At 59.2% G+C, this 19,607-nt stretch carries 19 protein-coding genes; 9 read left to right on the top strand and 10 right to left on the bottom strand.

What is annotated here, in order from left to right; genetic code table 11:
• The 3 genes from lepA to lptF form a co-directional block, all read right to left on the bottom strand.
• On the bottom strand, positions 1–1,800 hold the full coding sequence (gene lepA, locus CLU80_RS18805) for a translation elongation factor 4 (protein ID WP_008083639.1): 1,800 nt from the start codon (positions 1,798–1,800) through the stop codon (positions 1–3).
• Positions 1,801–1,973: 173 nt separating this feature from the next.
• Positions 1,974–3,035, bottom strand: coding sequence for an LPS export ABC transporter permease LptG (lptG, locus tag CLU80_RS18800; RefSeq protein WP_093436914.1), 1,062 nt, complete (start codon positions 3,033–3,035; stop codon positions 1,974–1,976).
• Positions 3,028–4,149: an LPS export ABC transporter permease LptF gene (lptF, locus tag CLU80_RS18795; RefSeq protein WP_093436918.1), complete on the bottom strand. Its 1,122-nt coding sequence runs from the start codon at positions 4,147–4,149 to the stop codon at positions 3,028–3,030. The genes lptG and lptF overlap by 8 nt, the downstream gene beginning before the upstream one ends.
• A 576-nt stretch (positions 4,150–4,725) precedes the next feature.
• Here lptF and CLU80_RS18790 point away from each other — a divergent pair.
• The 5 genes from CLU80_RS18790 (at position 4,726) to rlmF (ending at position 11,445) form a co-directional block, all read left to right on the top strand.
• A complete protein-coding gene (locus CLU80_RS18790; RefSeq protein WP_093436923.1) occupies positions 4,726–6,216 on the top strand; it encodes a leucyl aminopeptidase in 1,491 nt (496 codons plus the stop codon).
• A 57-nt stretch (positions 6,217–6,273) separates the two neighbouring features.
• Positions 6,274–6,702: a DNA polymerase III subunit chi gene (locus CLU80_RS18785; RefSeq protein ID WP_007909049.1), complete on the top strand. Its 429-nt coding sequence runs from the start codon at positions 6,274–6,276 to the stop codon at positions 6,700–6,702.
• Between the two features lie 8 nt (positions 6,703–6,710).
• On the top strand, positions 6,711–7,112 hold the full coding sequence (locus tag CLU80_RS18780; RefSeq protein WP_099758071.1) for a DNA polymerase III subunit chi: 402 nt from the start codon (positions 6,711–6,713) through the stop codon (positions 7,110–7,112).
• Between the two features lie 198 nt (positions 7,113–7,310).
• The gene (locus CLU80_RS18775) at positions 7,311–10,157 is read left to right on the top strand and encodes a valine--tRNA ligase (RefSeq protein ID WP_099758070.1); all 2,847 of its coding nucleotides are present in this window, start codon (positions 7,311–7,313) and stop codon (positions 10,155–10,157) included.
• 268 nt (positions 10,158–10,425) lie between these two features.
• Positions 10,426–11,445 carry a 23S rRNA (adenine(1618)-N(6))-methyltransferase RlmF gene (gene rlmF, locus CLU80_RS18770; protein ID WP_093436942.1) on the top strand — a complete coding sequence of 340 codons (1,020 nt, stop codon included), beginning with the start codon at positions 10,426–10,428 and terminating at the stop codon, positions 11,443–11,445.
• A gap of 199 nt (positions 11,446–11,644) precedes the next feature.
• Here the strand turns inward: rlmF and CLU80_RS18765 are convergent, their stop codons facing one another.
• Complete coding sequence (locus CLU80_RS18765; protein WP_003221909.1) at positions 11,645–11,926, bottom strand: HU family DNA-binding protein; 282 nt, start codon at positions 11,924–11,926, stop codon at positions 11,645–11,647.
• Positions 11,927–12,321: 395 nt separating this feature from the next.
• On the opposite strand from CLU80_RS18765, the gene yejK reads away from it, so the two are divergent.
• Both yejK and CLU80_RS18755 read left to right on the top strand, forming a co-directional pair.
• Entirely contained in the window at positions 12,322–13,326 is a 1,005-nt protein-coding gene (gene yejK, locus CLU80_RS18760; RefSeq protein ID WP_095050956.1) for a nucleoid-associated protein YejK, read from the top strand.
• Positions 13,326–13,676: a glutaredoxin family protein gene (locus CLU80_RS18755; protein WP_099758069.1), complete on the top strand. Its 351-nt coding sequence runs from the start codon at positions 13,326–13,328 to the stop codon at positions 13,674–13,676. Before yejK ends, CLU80_RS18755 begins: the two co-directional genes overlap by 1 nt.
• A 115-nt stretch (positions 13,677–13,791) precedes the next feature.
• Here the strand turns inward: CLU80_RS18755 and CLU80_RS18745 are convergent, their stop codons facing one another.
• The 5 genes from CLU80_RS18745 to CLU80_RS18725 all read right to left on the bottom strand — a co-directional run bounded on the left by CLU80_RS18745 (position 13,792) and on the right by CLU80_RS18725 (position 17,817).
• Positions 13,792–14,727 (bottom strand): glutathione S-transferase family protein, encoded by a 936-nt coding sequence (locus tag CLU80_RS18745; RefSeq protein ID WP_099758067.1) that lies wholly within the window; start codon positions 14,725–14,727, stop codon positions 13,792–13,794.
• A gap of 84 nt (positions 14,728–14,811) precedes the next feature.
• Positions 14,812–15,114: a GIY-YIG nuclease family protein gene (locus tag CLU80_RS18740; RefSeq protein WP_099758066.1), complete on the bottom strand. Its 303-nt coding sequence runs from the start codon at positions 15,112–15,114 to the stop codon at positions 14,812–14,814.
• A 40-nt stretch (positions 15,115–15,154) separates the two neighbouring features.
• Entirely contained in the window at positions 15,155–15,625 is a 471-nt protein-coding gene (locus tag CLU80_RS18735; RefSeq protein WP_099758065.1) for a nuclear transport factor 2 family protein, read from the bottom strand.
• A gap of 238 nt (positions 15,626–15,863) precedes the next feature.
• Positions 15,864–17,168: a CynX/NimT family MFS transporter gene (locus CLU80_RS18730; protein ID WP_093436962.1), complete on the bottom strand. Its 1,305-nt coding sequence runs from the start codon at positions 17,166–17,168 to the stop codon at positions 15,864–15,866.
• The gene (locus CLU80_RS18725) at positions 17,158–17,817 is read right to left on the bottom strand and encodes a FadR/GntR family transcriptional regulator (RefSeq protein WP_095050963.1); all 660 of its coding nucleotides are present in this window, start codon (positions 17,815–17,817) and stop codon (positions 17,158–17,160) included. The genes CLU80_RS18730 and CLU80_RS18725 overlap by 11 nt, the downstream gene beginning before the upstream one ends.
• 166 nt (positions 17,818–17,983) lie before the next feature.
• Between CLU80_RS18725 and CLU80_RS18720 the strand changes: the two genes are divergently transcribed.
• Complete coding sequence (locus CLU80_RS18720) at positions 17,984–18,295, top strand: type II toxin-antitoxin system MqsR family toxin (protein ID WP_099758064.1); 312 nt, start codon at positions 17,984–17,986, stop codon at positions 18,293–18,295.
• The gene (locus CLU80_RS18715) at positions 18,292–18,780 is read left to right on the top strand and encodes a type II toxin-antitoxin system MqsA family antitoxin (RefSeq protein WP_099758063.1); all 489 of its coding nucleotides are present in this window, start codon (positions 18,292–18,294) and stop codon (positions 18,778–18,780) included. The genes CLU80_RS18720 and CLU80_RS18715 overlap by 4 nt, the downstream gene beginning before the upstream one ends.
• Positions 18,781–18,832: 52 nt before the next feature.
• On the opposite strand, the gene CLU80_RS18710 is transcribed toward CLU80_RS18715, so the two are convergent.
• Positions 18,833–19,597, bottom strand: coding sequence for an amino acid ABC transporter ATP-binding protein (locus tag CLU80_RS18710; RefSeq protein ID WP_008080191.1), 765 nt, complete (start codon positions 19,595–19,597; stop codon positions 18,833–18,835).
• Positions 19,598–19,607 lie beyond the last annotated feature (10 nt).

Below are 19,607 nucleotides of genomic sequence, written 5' to 3'. Positions count from 1 at the left end.
CTAACTATCCAACCTGAGCACTGCGAGGAAGGCTTCTTGTGGAATTTCCACGTTGCCGACCTGCTTCATGCGTTTCTTACCGGCCTTTTGCTTCTCGAGCAGTTTCTTCTTACGGCTGACGTCACCGCCGTAGCATTTGGCCAATACGTTCTTTCTGAGCGCCTTGACGGTTGTCCGGGCAACGATCTGACCACCAATGGCGGCCTGAATGGCTACGTCGAACATCTGACGAGGAATCAGTTCTTTCATCTTCTCGGTCAACTGGCGACCTTTGTAGTGCGAGTTGTCACGGTGCACGATCAACGCCAGGGCATCGACCTTGTCGCCGTTGATCAGCACGTCCAGTTTCACCAGATTAGCCGATTGGTAACGATCGAAATGGTAATCCAGCGAAGCATAGCCGCGGCTGGTGGATTTGAGACGGTCGAAGAAGTCCAGGACCACTTCGTTCATCGGCAGGTCGTAGGTGACCTGCACCTGATTGCCGAGGAACAGCATGTCGACTTGAACGCCACGCTTCTCGATGCACAGGGTGATGACGTTGCCCAAGTGTTCTTGCGGCACCAGAATGTTGGCCCGCACGATCGGCTCGCGCATGTCTTCGATCGACGACACATCCGGTAGCTTGGATGGGTTGTCGACGTAAATCGTTTCACCGGTTTTCAGCACCAGCTCGAAAATTACCGTTGGCGCAGTGGTGATCAGGTCCAGGTCGTACTCGCGCTCGAGGCGCTCCTGGATGATTTCCATGTGCAACATGCCAAGGAAGCCGCAACGGAAGCCGAAGCCCAGTGCGTCGGAGCTTTCCGGGGTGTACTGCAACGACGAGTCGTTGAGGGTCAGCTTCTGCAGCGCTTCGCGGAAGTCCTCGAAGTCGTCGGAACTGACCGGGAACAGACCGGCGTAAACCTGTGGCTGGATGCGTTTGAAGCCGGGCAGCACTTCAACGTCCGGGGTCGAGGCCAGGGTCAGGGTGTCACCGACCGGTGCACCGTGAATGTCCTTGATGCTGGCGATGATGAAGCCCACTTCGCCGGCTTTCAAATCAGTGGTGGCGGTGTGTTTAGGGTTGAACACGCCCACGCTGTCGACCAGATGAATCTTGCCGGTGGACTTGACGAGGATCTTGTCGCCCTTCTTCACGCGGCCATGACGTACACGTACCAGGGAAACAACGCCCAGGTAGTTGTCGAACCACGAGTCGATGATCAACGCTTGCAGCGGATCTTCAATGTTGCCGGTCGGCGCAGGAATGGTATGCACCAGGCGCTCGAGCACTTCGTCGACACCCAGACCGGTTTTGGCGCTGCAGGTAACGGCGTCGGTGGCATCGATGCCGATGATTTTCTCGATTTCGTCTTTTACGCGATCAGGATCAGCCTGCGGCAGGTCGATCTTGTTCAGCACCGGCATGACTTCAAGGCCCTGCTCGATCGCGGTGTAGCAGTTGGCTACGGACTGAGCTTCAACGCCCTGACCGGCATCGACCACCAGCAAGGCACCCTCACACGCAGCCAGGGAACGGCTGACTTCGTAGGTGAAGTCGACGTGGCCCGGGGTGTCGATGAAGTTCAGCTGGTACTTGATGCCGTCTTTGGCGGTGTAATACAGGGTGACGCTGTGGGCCTTGATGGTGATCCCGCGTTCACGTTCCAGGTCCATGGAGTCCAGCACCTGGGCTTCCATTTCACGCTCGGCCAGGCCGCCGCACATCTGGATGAAGCGATCGGCCAGCGTCGACTTGCCATGGTCAATGTGGGCGATGATGGAGAAATTGCGGATATGACTCAAATCACTCACGGATCAACACTCAAAAAGGCTGCAGGCATGGCCCGCCGAAAAATAGCCGGGAATTGTACCTGATACACGGCGCAAGCGTCACGTTCGCCTGTCACCCGGATTGCATGCAAAAACGCCCCGATCTGTCGACCGAGGCGTTTTCGAGGTTTAAAACACAGGTCAATCGCCTGTCATCAACCGGCTCTTCGCAGCAGCCAGACACCCGCCAGCGCACAGACCCCGGCCGGCACCAGCACCGCAAACAGCGGCGAGAAACCGAACACCAGGCTCGACGGGCCGAGCAAATCCTGGACGATACGGAAGGTGAAGCCCACCAGCACGCCGGTAAACACCCGCTGACCGAGGGTTACCGAGCGCAGCGGACCGAAAATGAAGGAGATCGCCATCAGCACCAGTGCTGCGGTCACCAGCGGCTGCAACACCTTGACCCAAAATGCCAACCAGTAGCGGCCGTTGCTCAGGCCCTGCTCGGACAGATAGTGGATGTAGCCCCACAAACCACTGATCGACAGCGATTCCGGTGCCATGACCACGGTGCTGAGCAATTGCGGGCTCAACGCCACGTCCCATTGCTCGCTCGGGGTATTGACGACTTCGGTGCTGCGTTCATGGAACAGCGTGGTGGCAACGTCGGTGAGCTGCCACTTGTTGCCGTCGAACTCGGCCTTCTTGGCGAAACTCGAACTCAGCAGGTGACGCTCTTTGTCGAAGTGATAACGGGTCACGCCATACAGCAGGCCGTTGGGTTGCACGGCGTTGATGTGGATGAATTCTTCACCCTGACGGTGCCACATACCGTGCTTGGCACTTTGCGCGTCGCCGCTGCCCTGCGCCAGCGAGCGATTGGCCTGGGCCATGCTCTCGGTTGCCGGAGCAACGTATTCGCCGATCAGCACGCCAGCCAGCATCAGCACCAGCATGGGCTTCATTACAGCCCACACGATACGGCCGATGGACACGCCAGCGGCGCGCATGACGGTCAGCTCACTGCTACTGGCCAGACTGCCGAGGCCGATCAGGCAACCGATCAACGCCGCCATCGGCAGCATTTCGTAGAGACGGCGTGGCGCGGTCAGCAACACAAAGCTCAGAACATCGACGAGGGTGTAGGTGTCGCTGACGTCGCCCATCTCATCGATGAAGGCGAACAAGGTTGCCAGACCGAGAATGATTGCCAGCACGGCAATGATCGCCATGAACACGCTGCTGCCGATGTAGCGGTCGAGTTTAACCACGGGCCACCTCCAGCGCTGCAGCGCGACGGCTGGCCATCTTCAGACGCAGCGGCTCCCAATAGAGCAAACCGAGACCGATGAACAGGAAGATCGCATGCACCCACCACAGGCCCAGGGCTGGCGGAATCTTGCCTTTTTCAAGGGCGCCGCGGGCGGCAATCAGAATGGTCAGGTAAGCCATATAAAGAAGAATCGCCGGCAGCAGCTTGAGGAAACGCCCTTGGCGCGGATTGACTCGCGACAGCGGCACCGCCATCAGGGTCACGATAAACACCAGTAGCGGCAGGGACACACGCCATTGCAGTTCGGTTTTGGAGCGGATGTCATCGCTGCCCAGCAGAGACGAGGTCGGCATGGCGTCACGGTCGGTGACTTCTTCGCTGACGTCTGGCTTGGGCAGCAGCACACCGTAGGTTTCGTAGTGAATGGCGCGGTAATCGGCCTGACCCGGGCTGCCGTCGTAGCGGTAGCCGTTATCGAGAATCAGATAGCGGTTGCCGTCGGGGCGCACTTCCTGGCGACCGCTTTCGGCCACCAGCACGGAAATCCCGCGATCCTTTTGATCGGCACCGAGGTTTTTCTGCGAAATGAATACGCTGCCCAGATTGACGCGATCGTCGCTCAGGGTCTCGGTATAGGTGACCCGAGTGCCATCACGCAGGGCCTGAAAGCGACCCGGCTCGAGGGTGTCGAATTCGGTCAGGGCGTCTTGCTTGTTCAGCAGCAACTGGAATTGATTGGCGCCTTGCGGGGCCAGGCCCAGGCTCAGCCATGCCACCACCAGTGCCACCAGCGTCGCCGGGAACAGGGTCATGCGAAACAGCTTCTGCTGGCTCATGCCGGTGGCCGAAAGCACCGTCATCTCGCTTTCCAGGTACAGGCGACCGTACGCCAGCAGGATCCCGAGGAACAGGCCCAGCGGCAGAATCAGTTGCAGGAACCCCGGCAGACGAAAGCCCATGATCAGGAACAGCGAGCCCGGATCGAGCTGGCCGGCAGCGGCCTGAGCGAGGTATTTGATGAAGCGACCGCTCATGATGATGACCAGCAGCACAGCACTCACGGCGCTGAGGGTCAACAGGACTTCGCGGGACAGATAACGGAAGACGATCAAACCAGACACTCCAGGGTTGTCAGGCTAAGGCGGCCAAACAAGCAAACACATCGACCGGCCCGCAACGCAGAGCCGTCGAAAAAAGATGCGGCATTATCCTGTGATTGAGGGCGCCTGTCACTGCGCACACTCATCCATGTCTGTAATCCTTTGCAGATCGTACAACCTAGGGGGCTTTCTCAATTAGTTTTCACACCGCGCCGGGTCTGCTGTTGTGCTGGGCAAGGCGCGAGAAGCGTGGTTTGGTCATTCCAAATAAGCTTCGAGCAACGCAGCCCTGCACAACAGCAGGCCCGGCCCTTCGGGTTGTGCCTTAAAGCCGGCCAGCCTGCGTTGCAGGCCTTGGAAAGGGAACAACCATTCCCAGCGGCCTGCGCCTTGCCTGGCTGGCTTTAAGGCGACAACGCGGTGTGAAAACTAATTGAGAACGCCCCCTAGGGTTGTCAGGCGCGGGGAGCGGGGTTCAAACTGCGGCCCTTGTCGCAGGCTTTGGCCTGCGCCTCTTCTCTCTATAAGCAGGCGATTGCGGACACCGTCGAACGCCTGCGTGTTGACCATTCATTCAGGGATCCGGACATGGAACTGGTTGTAAAAAGCGTTAGCCCAGAAACGTTGAAAACCGCCACCCTGGTGGTTGCCGTCGGCGAAGGCCGCAAACTCGGTGTCGCCGCCAAACAGGTCGACGAACTGAGCGGTGGCGCAATCAGCGCCGTCCTCAAGCGTGGCGATCTGGCTGGTAAAGTCGGTCAAAGCCTGCTGCTGCACAGCCTGCCGAACCTGAAAGCCGAGCGCGTGCTGCTGGTCGGCGTGGGCAAGGATGAGGAACTGGGCGACCGTCCATTCCGTAAAATCGTTGCCGGCATTCTCAACACCCTGAAAGGTCTGGGCGGCAGCGACGCCGTGTTGGCACTGGATGAAATCATTGTCAAAAACCGCGACAGCTACGGCAAAACCCGTCTGTTGGCAGAAACCCTGGTGGATGGCGAATACACCTTCGACCAGTTCAAGAGCCAGAAAGCCGAACCGCGCGCCCTGAAGAAAATCACCCTGCTGACCATCAAGGCTGCTCAGGCCGAAGTGCAGCGCGCGGTGAATCACGCTACGGCGATCGCCAACGGCATGGCCTTCACCCGCGATCTGGGCAACCTGCCGCCGAACATCTGCCACCCGACTTTCCTCGGCGAACAAGCCAAGAACCTCGGCAAAGAGTTCAAGGATCTGAAAGTCGAAGTCCTCGACGAGAAGAAGATCAAAGCCCTGGGCATGGGCTCGTTCTACGCCGTCGGCCAGGGCAGCGAGCAACCGCCGCGCCTGATCGTCATGCAATACAACGGCGGCAAGAAATCCGAGAAACCGTACGCACTGGTCGGTAAAGGCATCACCTTCGACACCGGCGGCATCAGCCTGAAACCGGGTGCCGGCATGGACGAAATGAAGTACGACATGGGCGGCGCAGCCTCCGTGTTCGGTACCCTGCGTGCCGTGCTTGAGCTGAAACTGCCAATCAACCTGGTGTGCATCCTCGCCTGCGCGGAAAACATGCCGAGCGGCAATGCCTCGCGTCCGGGCGACATCGTCACCACCATGAGCGGCCAGACCGTGGAAATCCTCAACACCGACGCCGAAGGCCGTCTGGTGCTGTGCGATGCACTGACCTACTCCGAGCGTTTCAAGCCGCAAGCGGTGATCGACATCGCCACCCTGACCGGCGCTTGCGTCGTGGCACTGGGCGCACACACCTCGGGCCTGCTGGGCAACAACGACGAACTGATCAGCCAACTGTTGAGCGCTGGCCAGACTGCCGACGACCGCGCCTGGCAATTGCCGCTGTTCGACGAATACCAGGAGCAACTGGACAGCCCGTTCGCCGACATCGCCAACATTGGCGGGCCGAAAGCCGGCACCATCACTGCTGCGTGCTTCCTGTCGCGCTTCACCAAGAACCTCAACTGGGCGCACCTGGACATCGCCGGCACCGCATGGACCAGCGGCGGCAAGGACAAAGGCGCAACCGGTCGTCCGGTGCCTCTGTTGACCCAGTACCTGCTGGATCGCGCCAAAGCCTGAACCCGCTGACAAGCGGCGTCACTTTCCGGTGACGCCGCTCGCTGCTCTGGAACCGCAATGACCAAAGTCGACTTCTATATCCTGCCCAGCGCCGACCCTTCGGCGCGCCTGGACTTTGCCTGCAAGCTCACCGAGAAAGCCTGGCGCATGGGCCATCGCATCTACCTGCATTGCAGCGATGCCGCTCAGCGCGACGATCTCGATGCGCGCTTGTGGGCATTCAAGGGCGAAACCTTCGTGCCGCATGGCCCGGCTGACAGCGAACCGGACGGTTTGATTGTGTTGGGATTGGGTGATGACTGCGGTCAGCACCAGGATTTGCTGGTCAACCTCGACCTGAAAGTCCCGGCCTTCGCCAGCAAATTCGCCCGTGTGGCGGAAGTGGTGGTGGAAGATCCGACAATTCGGGCGGCCGCGCGGGAGAGTTTCCGTTTCTACCGCGAACAGGGCTATCCTCTGCAAGACCACCGTTTACAGCGACTCTGAGCATTCCAATGGACACTCCGAAACCGCAACAAAAGTCCGCACACCTGTTGGATGATCTTGAATCGATCCGCCAGTTGCTCGGCGATGACAACCTGCAACCACCGCTGCTGACCGACACGGTCGACGATGGCGAACAGGAACAGATTCCGATGTTGTTTGACTCTGTCGGCGCCGAGCCGGCCGCAGTCGCAGTCGAACCGCAACCCGCTCCAACTCCGGCGCCGGCCGCGCAACCTGCGCCCCACGCGAATAAAGGCCCGGACGCCCTGCTCCACCTGGACAGCGAACTGCGCGCCGCCGCGCAATTGATCATGCAAGACGTGATCGACGACTTCGCGCCGCACATCGAAACCGAAATCAAGCGCCGGCTCGATGCACGCATGGAACGGCTGCTCAGCCAATACGAATAACCCCCCAACCCCTGTGGGAGCCAGCCTGCTGGCGATAGCAGCACCTCGGTTTTCCTGAAAAACCGCAGCGCCTGCATCGCGAGCAGGCTCACTCCTACATTTAGATCCCCTCAGGGCCCGCCCCGCTCGCCCTCGGCCCCATGCCCCGCTATACTCGTCGGCTTTTCCTGAATTAATGCCAATAGGGTCCCGCCGCGCATGGATAAGACCTACCAGCCGCACGCCATTGAAACTTCCTGGTACAACACCTGGGAGTCCGAGAACTACTTCGCCCCGCAAGGCGCGGGCGACTCCTACACCATCATGATCCCGCCGCCGAACGTCACCGGCAGCCTGCACATGGGTCACGGTTTCAACAACGCGATCATGGACGCCCTGATCCGTTTCCGCCGCATGCAGGGTCGCAATACCCTGTGGCAGCCGGGCACCGACCACGCCGGCATCGCTACGCAAATGCTGGTGGAGCGTCAACTGGAAGCCACCGGCCAGAATCGTCACGATCTGGGCCGCGAGAAATTCCTCGAGAAGGTCTGGGAGTGGAAGGATCAGTCCGGCGGCAACATCAGCCGTCAGATCCGCCGCCTCGGCTCGTCCGTTGACTGGAGCCGCGAGCGCTTCACCATGGACGACGGTCTCTCGGAAGCGGTCAAAGAAGCGTTCGTGCGTCTGCACGAAGACGGTCTGATCTATCGCGGCAAGCGTCTGGTCAACTGGGACACCAAACTGCACACGGCGATTTCTGACCTCGAAGTGGAAAACCACGACGAGAAGGGTTTCCTGTGGAACCTCAAGTACCCGCTGGCCGACGGCGCGAAAACCGCTGAAGGCAACGACTTCCTGATCGTAGCGACCACCCGTCCGGAAACCATGCTCGGCGACTCCGCCGTCGCGGTGAACCCGAACGACGAGCGCTACAAATCCCTGATCGGCAAGTTTGTCGAGCTGCCACTGGTTGGCCGCCGCATCCCGATCATCGCCGACGATTACTGCGATCCTGAATTCGGCACCGGCTGCGTGAAAATCACCCCGGCCCACGATTTCAACGACTACGAAGTCGGCAAGCGCCACAACCTGCCGCTGCTGAACATCTTCGACAAGAACGCCAACGTGCTGCCGGCAGCCCAGGTGTTCAACCTCGACGGTACGCTGAACGACAGCATCGATGGCGCGATTCCGGCTGAATACGCCGGCCTTGAGCGTTTCGAAGCGCGCAAGCAAATCGTAGCTGCGTTCGATGCCGCCGGCCTGCTGGTCAGCGTCAACGACCACGGCCTGAAAGTGCCGAAAGGCGACCGCTCCGGCACCATCATCGAGCCGTGGCTGACCGACCAGTGGTACGTGTCGACCAAACCGCTGGCAGAGCCTGCGATTGCTGCCGTTGAAGATGGCCGCATCCAGTTCGTGCCGAAGCAGTACGAAAACATGTACTTCTCGTGGATGCGCGACATCCAGGACTGGTGCATCAGCCGTCAGCTGTGGTGGGGCCACCGGATTCCGGCCTGGTACGACGAGTCGGGCAAGGTCTACGTTGGTCGCGACGAAGCCGAAGTGCGTGCCAAGCACAACCTCGGCCCGGACGTGGCGCTGCAACAGGACAACGACGTGCTCGACACCTGGTTCAGTTCTGGCCTGTGGACCTTCTCCACCCTGGGCTGGCCTGAGCAGACCGAATTCCTGAAGAAATTCCACTCCACCGACGTGCTGGTGACGGGCTTCGACATCATTTTCTTCTGGGTTGCCCGGATGATCATGCTGACCATGCACCTGATCAAGAACGAGGACGGCACGCCGCAGGTGCCGTTCAAGACCGTTTATGTGCACGGTCTGGTGCGCGATGGCCAGGGCCAGAAGATGTCCAAGTCCAAGGGCAACGTTCTGGATCCGCTGGACATCATCGACGGTATCGAGCTGGAAGAACTGGTGCAGAAACGCACCTCCGGCCTGATGCAGCCGAAACTGGCGAAGAAGATCGAGAAGCAGACCCGCGACGAATTCGCCGACGGTATCGCCAGCTACGGCACCGACGCCCTGCGCTTCACCTTCTGCTCGCTGGCCTCGACCGGTCGCGACATCAAGTTCGACATGGGCCGCGTCGAAGGCTATCGCAACTTCTGCAACAAGATCTGGAACGCCGCGCGTTATGTTCTGGACAAGGGCGAAGACTGCGGCCAGAACGGCGAAGCCTACGAGCTGTCGCTGGCGGATCGCTGGATCATCTCGCAACTGCAACGCACTGAAGCCGAAGTGACCCGTCAGCTGGATCAATTCCGTTTCGACCTGGCAGCACAAGCGCTGTACGAGTTCATCTGGAACCAGTACTGCGACTGGTACCTGGAGCTGTCCAAGCCTGTGCTGTGGGACGAGAACGCACCAGTTGAACGTCAGCGCGGCACTCGCCGTACGCTGGTTCGCGTACTGGAAGTGGCGTTGCGTCTGGCGCATCCGTTCATGCCGTTCATCACTGAAGAAATCTGGCAGCGCATCGCGCCGCTGGCCGGCATTCAGGGCAAGACGATCATGCTGCAAGCGTGGCCAGTGGCCAACGAAGAGCGCATCGATCCGGCTGCCGAAGACGACATCGAATGGCTCAAGGAACTGATGCTCGGCACGCGTAACATCCGTGGCGAAATGAACATTGGCCCGGGCAAGCCACTGCCGATCTACCTGAAGAACGTCAGCGCTGAAGACCAGCGCCGTCTGACCGAGAACGAAGCGCTGCTGAAGAAGCTGGCGCGTCTGGAATCGATCACTGTTCTGGCGGCTGGCGAAGAAGCGCCGCTGTCCGCCACCGCACTGGTAGGCGAGATGGAAGTGCTGGTACCAATGGCCGGCCTGATCGACAAGGGCGCTGAACTGGCGCGTCTGGACAAGGAAATCCTGCGTTTGCAGGGCGAAGTCCAGCGCGTTGGCGGCAAACTGTCCAACGCCGGTTTCGTCGACAAGGCCCCGGCCGAAGTCATCGAGAAGGAACGCGCCAAACTGGCCGAGGCTGAACAAGCCTTGGGCAAACTGGCCGAGCAGCACGCGCGGATTGCCAGTCTGTAACTGGTAAATCGCATTAAAAAGGCGCGCAACCCGATCGGGTGACGCGCCTTTTTTATTGCCTACTTTCCTTCATCCACTGCCAATCCCTGTGGGAGCGAGCTTGCTCGCGAAGAGGCCGTGTCAGGCGAAAGTGATGTTGACTGAGAGGACGCTTTCGCGAGCAAGCTCGCTCCCACAGAGATCGGTGGTGTTGCTGATATTGAGTTCGCAGCGGCTGGATGTGGGACAATACCCGCCACTTTCAGCCATACCCGAATCGACCACGCCCATGAACGCCCCCCGCACACCCAAACCTGCGCGCAAGAAGCCTGACACCGCGACCCCGGCCAAGACCGTTGAGCCGCGTGAAAAGGCCAGCCTGCACCCGCGCAATCGCCATCAGGGTCGTTACGACTTCCCGGCGCTGATCAAAACCACGCCGGAACTGGCGAAGTTCGTGATCACCAACCCGTACGGCAAGGAAAGCATCGACTTCGCCAGCCCCGATGCGGTGCGCGTGTTCAACCGGGCGCTGCTCAAGTCGTTCTATGGCATCCAGCATTGGGACATCCCGGCAGACTACCTCTGCCCGCCAGTTCCAGGCCGTGCCGATTACGTGCACTTCCTCGCCGATTTGCTGGCGAGCATGAACGACGGCAAGGTCCCGCGCGGCGCGATCGTCAACGTGCTGGACATCGGCATGGGCGCCAACTGCGTGTATCCGCTGATCGGTAACAGCGAATACCGCTGGCACTTCCTCGGCTCGGAGATTGATCCGACTGCTGTAGCGGCCGCCAGAGCCATCGTTCAGTCCAACGACCTGAACAAAGTCATCCAGCTGCGTCAGCAGGAAAACCGCAAGCACATCCTGATCGGTCTGCTGGAGCCGGGCGAGCGCTTTGACCTGACCATGTGCAACCCGCCGTTCCACGCCTCGATGGACGAAGCGACCAAGGGCAGCGAGCGCAAATGGCGCGCACTGGGCAAGGCCGATCCGAAACGCAAACTGCCGGTGCTGAACTTCGGCGGTCAGTCGGCGGAGTTGTGGTGTGAAGGTGGCGAGGCGCGTTTCGTGACGCAACTGATCGCCGAGAGCGCCAACTTCCAGCATAAAGTGTTGTGGTTCAGCACGCTGGTGTCGAAAGCTTCGAACTTGCCGGCCATCGAAACCGCACTGAAAAAAGCCGGCGTGCTGGAAAGCCAGGTCGTCGAGATGTCTCAGGGCCAGAAGCAGAGCCGCTTTGTGGCCTGGACCTTCCAGACCAAGTCCGAGCAGCAGATCTGGCGCCGCGAGCGCTGGGTTCGCTAAACACCGCATCACCGGACACAAATCAATTGTGGGAGCGAGCTTGCTCGCGAATGGGGAGCATCAGTCAATTCAACTCTGACTGACACACTGCCTTCGCGAGCAAGCTCGCTCCCACATGGGATCTAAGTGCTTGCCAAATCGCAGGCACAAAAAAACCGTGCCCGGATCACTCCGGTGCACGGTTTTTTATTGCTGCGTCTTACTTGTTCACAGCGTCGGTCAGGCCTTTGGCCACAACCAGCTTGATCACTTTCTTAGCAGGGATTTCGATGGCAGCGCCAGTCGAAGGGTTACGGCCAGTGCGGGCAGGACGCTCGGTCACTTTCAGCTTGCCGATACCTGGCAAGGTGATTTCGCCGCCGTTTTCCAGCTGATCGGCAACGATTTGGCCCAGTTGGTCCAGAGCGTTACGCGCGGTGGTTTTCGGCGCGTCGATAGCTTCAGCGATGTCGGCGATCAGTTGGTCTTTAGTAAGAGCCATGTAGTGTTCCTTCCCTATCAAATTCATATGGATTGCAGAGTGCAGTGTCAGCCATCGAGCCCGATCTTCTGGATCTGGCACCCTCGGCGATAACCACGACGAGTCGGGTTATAGATACCGAAATCAGGGTTTGGTTCGACCTGACAAATGCTGATTGCACGCTTAACGCAGTGACTTCGCGTAAGACCGGGCAAAACTAGCACAGAGACGGGGAAATATCCGCCTCTAGCTACCCATTTGGTCAGCTTTATTGCGCTAAATCGGTAAAAAACTGCATATGCGTCAGTGCGCGCCCCGGTTTTGCCCTACAACCCGCGCCAAAACCAGTGGTTGCGGTACACTTAGCGCTTTTTCGGGGGAGCCTGCCCTCCTCCCTTCCTACAGCCGAGAAGCCCATGCCGATCCGTCATTGCATCGTCCACCTGATCGACAAAAAACCCGACGGCACGCCCGCAGTTCTGCACGCCCGTGACACGGAACTGGCCGAGTCTGCAGCCATCGAGAACATGCTCGCCGACCTCAACGAGAGCTATAACGCCAAACAGGGCAAAGCCTGGGGCCTGTTCCATCCGGAGTCCGGCGCGTTCCCGTTCAGCGGCTGGCTGAAGGAATACATGGAAGGCAGCAAGGACTTCACCGCGTTCAGCAAAGTCGCGGTCGAGCACCTGCAGAAGCTGATGGAAGAGTCGAACCTGTCGGTCGGCGGTCACGTATTGTTCGCCCACTATCAGCAAGGCATGACCGATTACCTGGCCATCGCCCTGCTCCACCACAGCGAAGGCGTGGCGGTGACCGATGAGCTGGACGTGACCCCTTCGCGTCACCTCGACCTCGGCCAATTGCACCTGGCGGCGCGGATCAACGTTTCCGAGTGGCAGAACAACAAGCAGTCCAAGCAATACATCTCGTTCATTAAAGGCAAGAACGGCAAAAAGGTCTCCGAGTACTTCCGCGACTTCATCGGTTGCCAGGAAGGCGTCGACGGCCCGGGCGAGACCCGCACGCTGCTCAAGGCTTTCAGCGACTTCGTCGAAAGCGAAGACCTGCCGGAAGACTCCGCCCGCGAGAAAACCAAGACCTTGGTCGATTACGCCAGCAGCCAGGCCAAACTCGGCGAACCGATGGGTCTGGAAGAGCTCTCGGAGCTGATCGACGAAGAGCGTCCGAAAGCCTTTTACGATCACATCCGCAACAAGGATTACGGCTTGTCGCCGGAGATCCCGGCGGACAAACGCACCCTGAATCAATTCCGCCGCTTTACCGGCCGCGCCGAAGGCCTGTCGATCAGCTTTGAAGCGCACCTGCTGGGTTCGAAGATCGAGTATGACGAAGAGGCTGGCACCCTGGTGATCAAAGGCCTGCCAACCTCGCTCACTGATCAGCTGAAGCGCCGCAACTGATGCTCGGCAATGTGCTGAAGAAGGTTCTGCTGGTACTGCTTGTCGTGGTGGTCTATCAGAACTGGGGCAAGATCGAGCGGGTATTCAACCCGTCACAAATGGTCTCGGAGCAGACGCGGGCGCAGGCCAATGTCGTGCTCTACGCCACCGACTGGTGCGGCTACTGCAAGCAGACCAAACGCTTTCTCGACAGCAAAGGGATTGCGTTCAAGGAGTTCGATATCGAGAAGGATGCCGAGGCGCGCAAGGCGTATGAGGCATTGGGTGGACGCGGGATTCCGTTGATCGACGTGAATGGCACGTTGATTCGCGGTTTTGACCCGGACGAAATCCTCGCCGCCCTGAAGTAATCAACTGTGGGAGCGAGCTTGCTCGCGAAAGCGGTGCATCAGCCAACAACAATGTTGAATGATGAATCGTCTTCGCGAGCAAGCTCGCTCCCACAGGTTTTGCAACAGACTCGAATCAGCGGGCTTCGATACGGAAACCGAATCGCGGGAAGTGCACATGCACCACGCCGCCACGCTCGTCTTCGCGACGAATGATCAGCTCTTCACTGCCGGCAAACAGCAACTCACCCACCACCGGATCAACCCCGTAATCCGTCGCCGAGACTGCCACCTGCTGGCCAGCCTTGAAGCCGTTCGGATCAACAAACTGCTCATCCGGCAATGCCGCCGGTGTCGCGTTGCGTGCAACCTCAAGCGCCTCTTCCGACGTCATCGCACTGGCTGCGCCATGGCCAAAGCCCAGCACTCGACTCAGCCACGCCGAAACCGCCGGATACTCATCCACCAGCGGCGCCGTCACATGCGTCGCCTTGAGGAACCACAGCGGATGCGCCAATGCGAAGTCAGCAATCGACGGTTCGCCGAACAGGAAGTCGCCTTGCTCGCGCTGCAACTGCTGCTCCAGCCGCGCCATGATCGTCGGCCATTGATGCTTGGCCTGTTCGGCGGACAGACGTGTGGCACTGCCGCCCGAGAACAAACCGGCGCGGTCGGCAATAAACGCTTTGATCGCTTCCGGCGGCAACTTGGCAAAACGCACGGCCACAGATTCCGGCTGAAACACCAGACTCACCGCATGCTGGAACACTACCGAGTCAGCCCAAGTGGCGAAACTGGCGGTGGTGAACTCCTGACCTTCGGGGAAGAACGCTGGCAAAGCCTTCTCTTGCTCGAGACGACGAGCGATCAACGAAGTGTCGCAGTAGATGTCAGCGCCAATCTGCAACACCGGTGTCTTGCGATAGCCGCCAGTGAGCGCGGTCAGATCCGGTTTAGGCATCACCGGCGAAATATGCACCGAGCGCCACGACAAGCCTTTGAACCCCAGCAGCAGACGGGCCTTCTCGGCAAATGGGGAGGTCGGGTAATGATGCAGAATCAACTCGGACATGCTCGGCTCCGCCGCTCAGATAGTGAGCCCGCAGCTTAGCGTGCATTTGCTTAGCAGCCTACAGATCTGCCTGATGGGAACTGATCAGTCAGATTGATAAGACGCGACCAGATATTCCTTGGCGCTCTTTCTGAGTTTTTTGATCAAACGTTCCTGGCGCAGCGCATCGCTCTTGTCGCGGCACAGTTCGGTATAAACCAGCGCCATCGCCGGGCTGGAGAGGAAGAACCGTGCGCCTTTGCCACTTTGATGCTTGGCGAAACGACGCACCGGATCGTCGCTGATCCCGCAGTACAACGAGCCATTGGCGGCGCGAACGAGGTAGACGAACCAGGACTTGCTCACGGGTTCGGCGACGTCGACAGGTTTTTCGCTAAGGCTGGTCACTTCGGGATCTGAACGTGTAGGAAAACAGGCGGCGATCTTATCAGCGACCGGCCTGAAATGCCTTCAGTCCCTTCAATGCCTGGGCGCGCACGGCGTTGCGCACCAGCGGTGTCCAGCCGAGCAGAAGGCCTTTGAAACCGAGGGCCTGACGCGACCAGCGCCACAAATCGAAGTGATCGTGGTGCTCGCAGATCTTGCCGTCACGGAAGACGAAACGGGCCTGGATATCGTTGATGACAATGTTGCCGGTCTGGCTGAACAGGTAGGTCGCGACCCAATGTGCGCCACCGCTGCGCTCATCGGCGCGGACGTTGTCGAAGGTCAGCGAGAAGTCTTTGGCGCGGGTGGTGAGCATGCGCCACATGTCGCCGGCATCGCGCCCGCGCAGTTCGCCGAAGGCCGGATCACTGAACACGACGTCGTCGGTGTAGCAGGCGGCCATGGCTTCGGCATCGAGGCGCTGGAAGGCCTGGTAGAAGCGGGTGATCAACGCGGCGCGGGCTTCGCTCATGGGCAAACTCCAAAATAGGTACAGAGTGCCAGCACCATAATCTGCAATGCGCAGAAACACTATCGGCATTCGTAAACCGAATACCACGCAAGGTCTTCAAGGCGCCCCAAAAACTGTGGGAGCGAGCTTGCTCGCGAAGAGGCCGGCACATTCAACATGATCTTTGCCTGAACCACCGTCTTCGCGAGCAAGCTCGCTCCCACATTGGATATCACTGGCCCCAAAAAAGGGTTATGCGTCAGATTTTTTCGCTTTGCACTTGCACGTACAACGCACGCCCGGCGCCGAGGCCAGCGATGATCGCACCGGTGCCAATGATGCCGAAGATCCAGCCCACGGCATTCCAGCCGCCGGTCCAGTCATGCACCACGCCGACCGCAAACGGCCCCATCGACGCCAACGTGTAACCGAAACCCTGAGACATGCTCGACAGATTCGCCGCAACATGCGAATCACGCGAACGCAGTACGATCAACGTCAACGCCAGACTGAACGTACCGCCCTGCCCCAGCCCCAACAGAATCGCCCAGCCCCACAGGCCTTCGATCGGCGCATACAGGCAACCGAACAGCCCGCCAAGAGTCAGCGCCATGACCACGACGATCGCCAGACGCTGATCCTTGCCGCGCGTCGCCAGCCACGGCGCAGCCAACGAACTGGCGAGCTGGATGATCACCGAACCGGACAACACCAGACCGGCCTGGGTCGGCGTCAGGCCGCGACCAATCAGGATCGACGGCAACCAGCCGAACACGATGTAGGCCAGCGACGATTGCAGGCCCATGTACAAAGTCACCTGCCAGGCCAGCGGATCACGCAGCAGCCCGCGCACACGGTAGGCGACGTTGTGCGCGCCATGTTTCTGCCCGACTTGCGGCAGCCAGAACACCGCTGCAACCAGCGCCGGAATCACCCAGAAACCCAGGCCCATCGCCCAACTGTGACCGAAATGTTCACTCAGCGGCACGCTGGAACCCGCCGCCATCGCCGCGCCCAGACACAACGCCATGGTGTACACGCCGGTCATGGTACCGGCGTGTTTGGCGAAGTCGCGCTTGACGATGCCCGGCAGCAAAACTCCGATGATGCCGATACTCGCGCCGCCCAATACGCTGCCAGCGAACAGGCCGATCTCGCCGAAGTTGCTGCGCAAGATAATCCCGCCGGCCAGTGTCAGTAGAATTCCCAACACCACCCGTTCAGCGCCAAAACGCCGCGCCAGAATCGGTGCCAGTGGGGCGAACAATCCCAGGCACAGCACTGGCAGTGTGGTCAGCAAACCGGCCTGAGCCGCCGACAAACCGAGGCTCTTCGACACATCACTGAGCAGCGGCGCCATGCTCGACAGCGCCGGACGCAAATTCAGCGCGACCAGAATCAAGCCGAGCAGCAACAACCACGGCCGGCGCACCAGCGGATGGCTTTGTTGCACTTGCTCGTCGTCGGCCTCAGCGTCGATCAGCAGCTCTTCAAGCTCTGCCGTGCGCTTTGGGGTTGTGGATAGCTCACTGCGGGACATGGATTTCTCGGTTTCAAGGTTCATTGATCAACTGCCTCGACAAAGCTTTGGCTCGTTCCGGGTCGCGTTGCTCGACCGCATCGAGTAACTCGATATGCAAGTCGAACACTTCCTGACGGCGCGGGACGATATTCAGGGTCTGGCGCAATTGCGCGCCGACGATGCTGGAGAAATAGCGATAAAGCTCGCTGAGGGTCGGGTTGTGCGCGGCATCGACCAGACGACGGTGGAACACCAGATCGCAGGCGATATAGGTGTCGAGATCGCCGTGGTAGTGGCTGCCGCTGGTGCCGAGCGCTTCACGCAAGGCGACGAGGTCCTCGTCGGTACGGCGCAACGCCGCCAGGCCGATGGCCTCGACTTCGAGAATGTGCCGGGTTTCCCGTGCCTGATCCAGCGAGCAGCGTGACAACGCTTTCAGCGTATCGAGCGGATCGACCACGGCGCGCAAGTAACTGCCATCGCCCTGGCGAATCTCGATCAGTCCGGAAAACGCCAGCACGCGCATGGCTTCGCGCACGGTGTTGCGGCTGATGCCCAGCTCGGCGCACAGCTCGGGTTCGGTCGGCAAACGCTCGCCAACCTGCCAGGCACCGCTGTTGATGCGCTGACGAAGCTGATCCAGAGCCTGATCGACCAGGGATCGCTTAACGAGTGGAGAGATATCTGACATAGGATTTTCCCTTTCATCCAATCATAGGATGAATTTTCTGACATGTTAGTCAGACCCGTGTAGGACGGCAACCACCTAGGGTCAATCGGAGACACATGGAGCGATATTTTCGATTGGTGAAAATTACCCTTTAAGGGTAATTTCAGGGACAGGGTTTTGGTTTCTTATGGAAAAGAACACACCCCATTATGAGCTGGCGGTGATCAAGGCTGAGGTCAGGCGGCTTGGAAGAAGGGCCTTTACCAGAAGCTCTGCAGAATCCGGTGATCTTCTCGGCTTTAGCATAAGAGAGATGCAAGAAATCGTTTACGAGCTGCAGAACAGGATGTTGTACAAGTCGATGACCAGCTATGACGATCATCGAGTCTGGCAGGACGTGTATCACACCCATTCACAAGATCTGGAGATTTACATCAAGGTGACATACCGCCCTGCCGGCGGCGCACCGGTAATCTCCTTCAAGGAGAAAAACCCATGAAAACCCGGCAATGTTTCAGCTGTGGTGCCCGTGAGGGAATGAGGCATTTCGAGGGGCGAGGCGAGACCCTGAGTGTCAAAGGCATGGAGCGCCGTGTAACCGATCTTTCTGGCTGGGAATGCCAGCAGTGCGGCGAAGTCGAGTGGGATGACGATACCGATAGCGCGGAACGTTATACGAAAGCAGGCGATGAGCTGGTTATCGCCGCCAGACAAATGATCGGCGCCGAGATGAAACGAATTCGACGCAAATTGCACCTGACGCAGAAAGAGACAGTGCAACTGCTCTCTGGTGGCGGGCATAACGCATTCTCTCGCTACGAACGGGGCGAGTTACTTCCCCCCAAAGCATTGGTGCTGCTGATGCGCTTATTGGATCGTCATCCCTACATGCTCGTCGATATCCAGACCTTGGCTGAAGGCGCAGACCTGCGAGGTTTCACGCACACAGTGCACAAGGAACACGAAACCCTGACCGTTTCCTGACCCACAAAAAACAAACCCGGCACAAGGCCGGGTTGTTTTTACGCACATACCATCAATGCAAAATCTGACTCAAAAACAACTTCGTCCGCTCATTCTGCGGATTATCGAAGAAGTCATTCGGCGCCGCCTGTTCAACGATTTCGCCCTTGTCCATGAAGATCACGCGGTTGGCCACAGTACGGGCAAAGCCCATCTCGTGAGTCACGCAAAGCATGGTCATGCCGTCTTCAGCCAGGCCGATCATGGTGTCCAGAACCTCTTTCACCATCTCCGGATCGAGCGCTGAAGTCGGTTCATCGAACAGCATGATTTTCGGTTTCATGCACAGCGCGCGGGCGATCGCCACACGCTGTTGCTGACCACCGGACAGTTGCCCCGGAAACTTGTGCGCCTGCTCAGGAATGCGAACGCGCTCCAGGTAGTGCATGGCGATTTCTTCGGCCTTGCGCTTGGGCATCTTGCGTACCCACATCGGCGCTAGGGTGCAGTTCTGCAAAATGGTCAGGTGCGGGAACAGGTTGAAGTGCTGGAACACCATGCCGACTTCACGGCGGATCGCTTCGATCTGCTTGAGGTCGTTGGTCAGTTCCACGCCGTCGACGACGATGCGGCCCTGCTGGTGTTCTTCCAGACGATTGAGGCAACGAATCGTCGTCGATTTACCGGAACCCGACGGCCCGCACAGGACGATACGCTCGCCTTGTTTGACGTTGAGGTTGATGTCTTTGAGCACGTGGAACTGGCCATACCACTTGTTGACGCCCTGCATCTGAATAATGCCTTCAGGACCTACAGGCTTTTTGATTGCTTCACTCATTTACAGAACT

Origin of the sequence: Pseudomonas sp. 29 (assembly GCF_002754355.1) — a bacterium.
Lineage (GTDB): Bacteria > Pseudomonadota > Gammaproteobacteria > Pseudomonadales > Pseudomonadaceae > Aquipseudomonas > Aquipseudomonas neuropathica.
The sequence above is the reverse complement of the archived record's forward strand: the minus strand, read 5'-3'. Positions and strand labels throughout refer to the sequence as shown.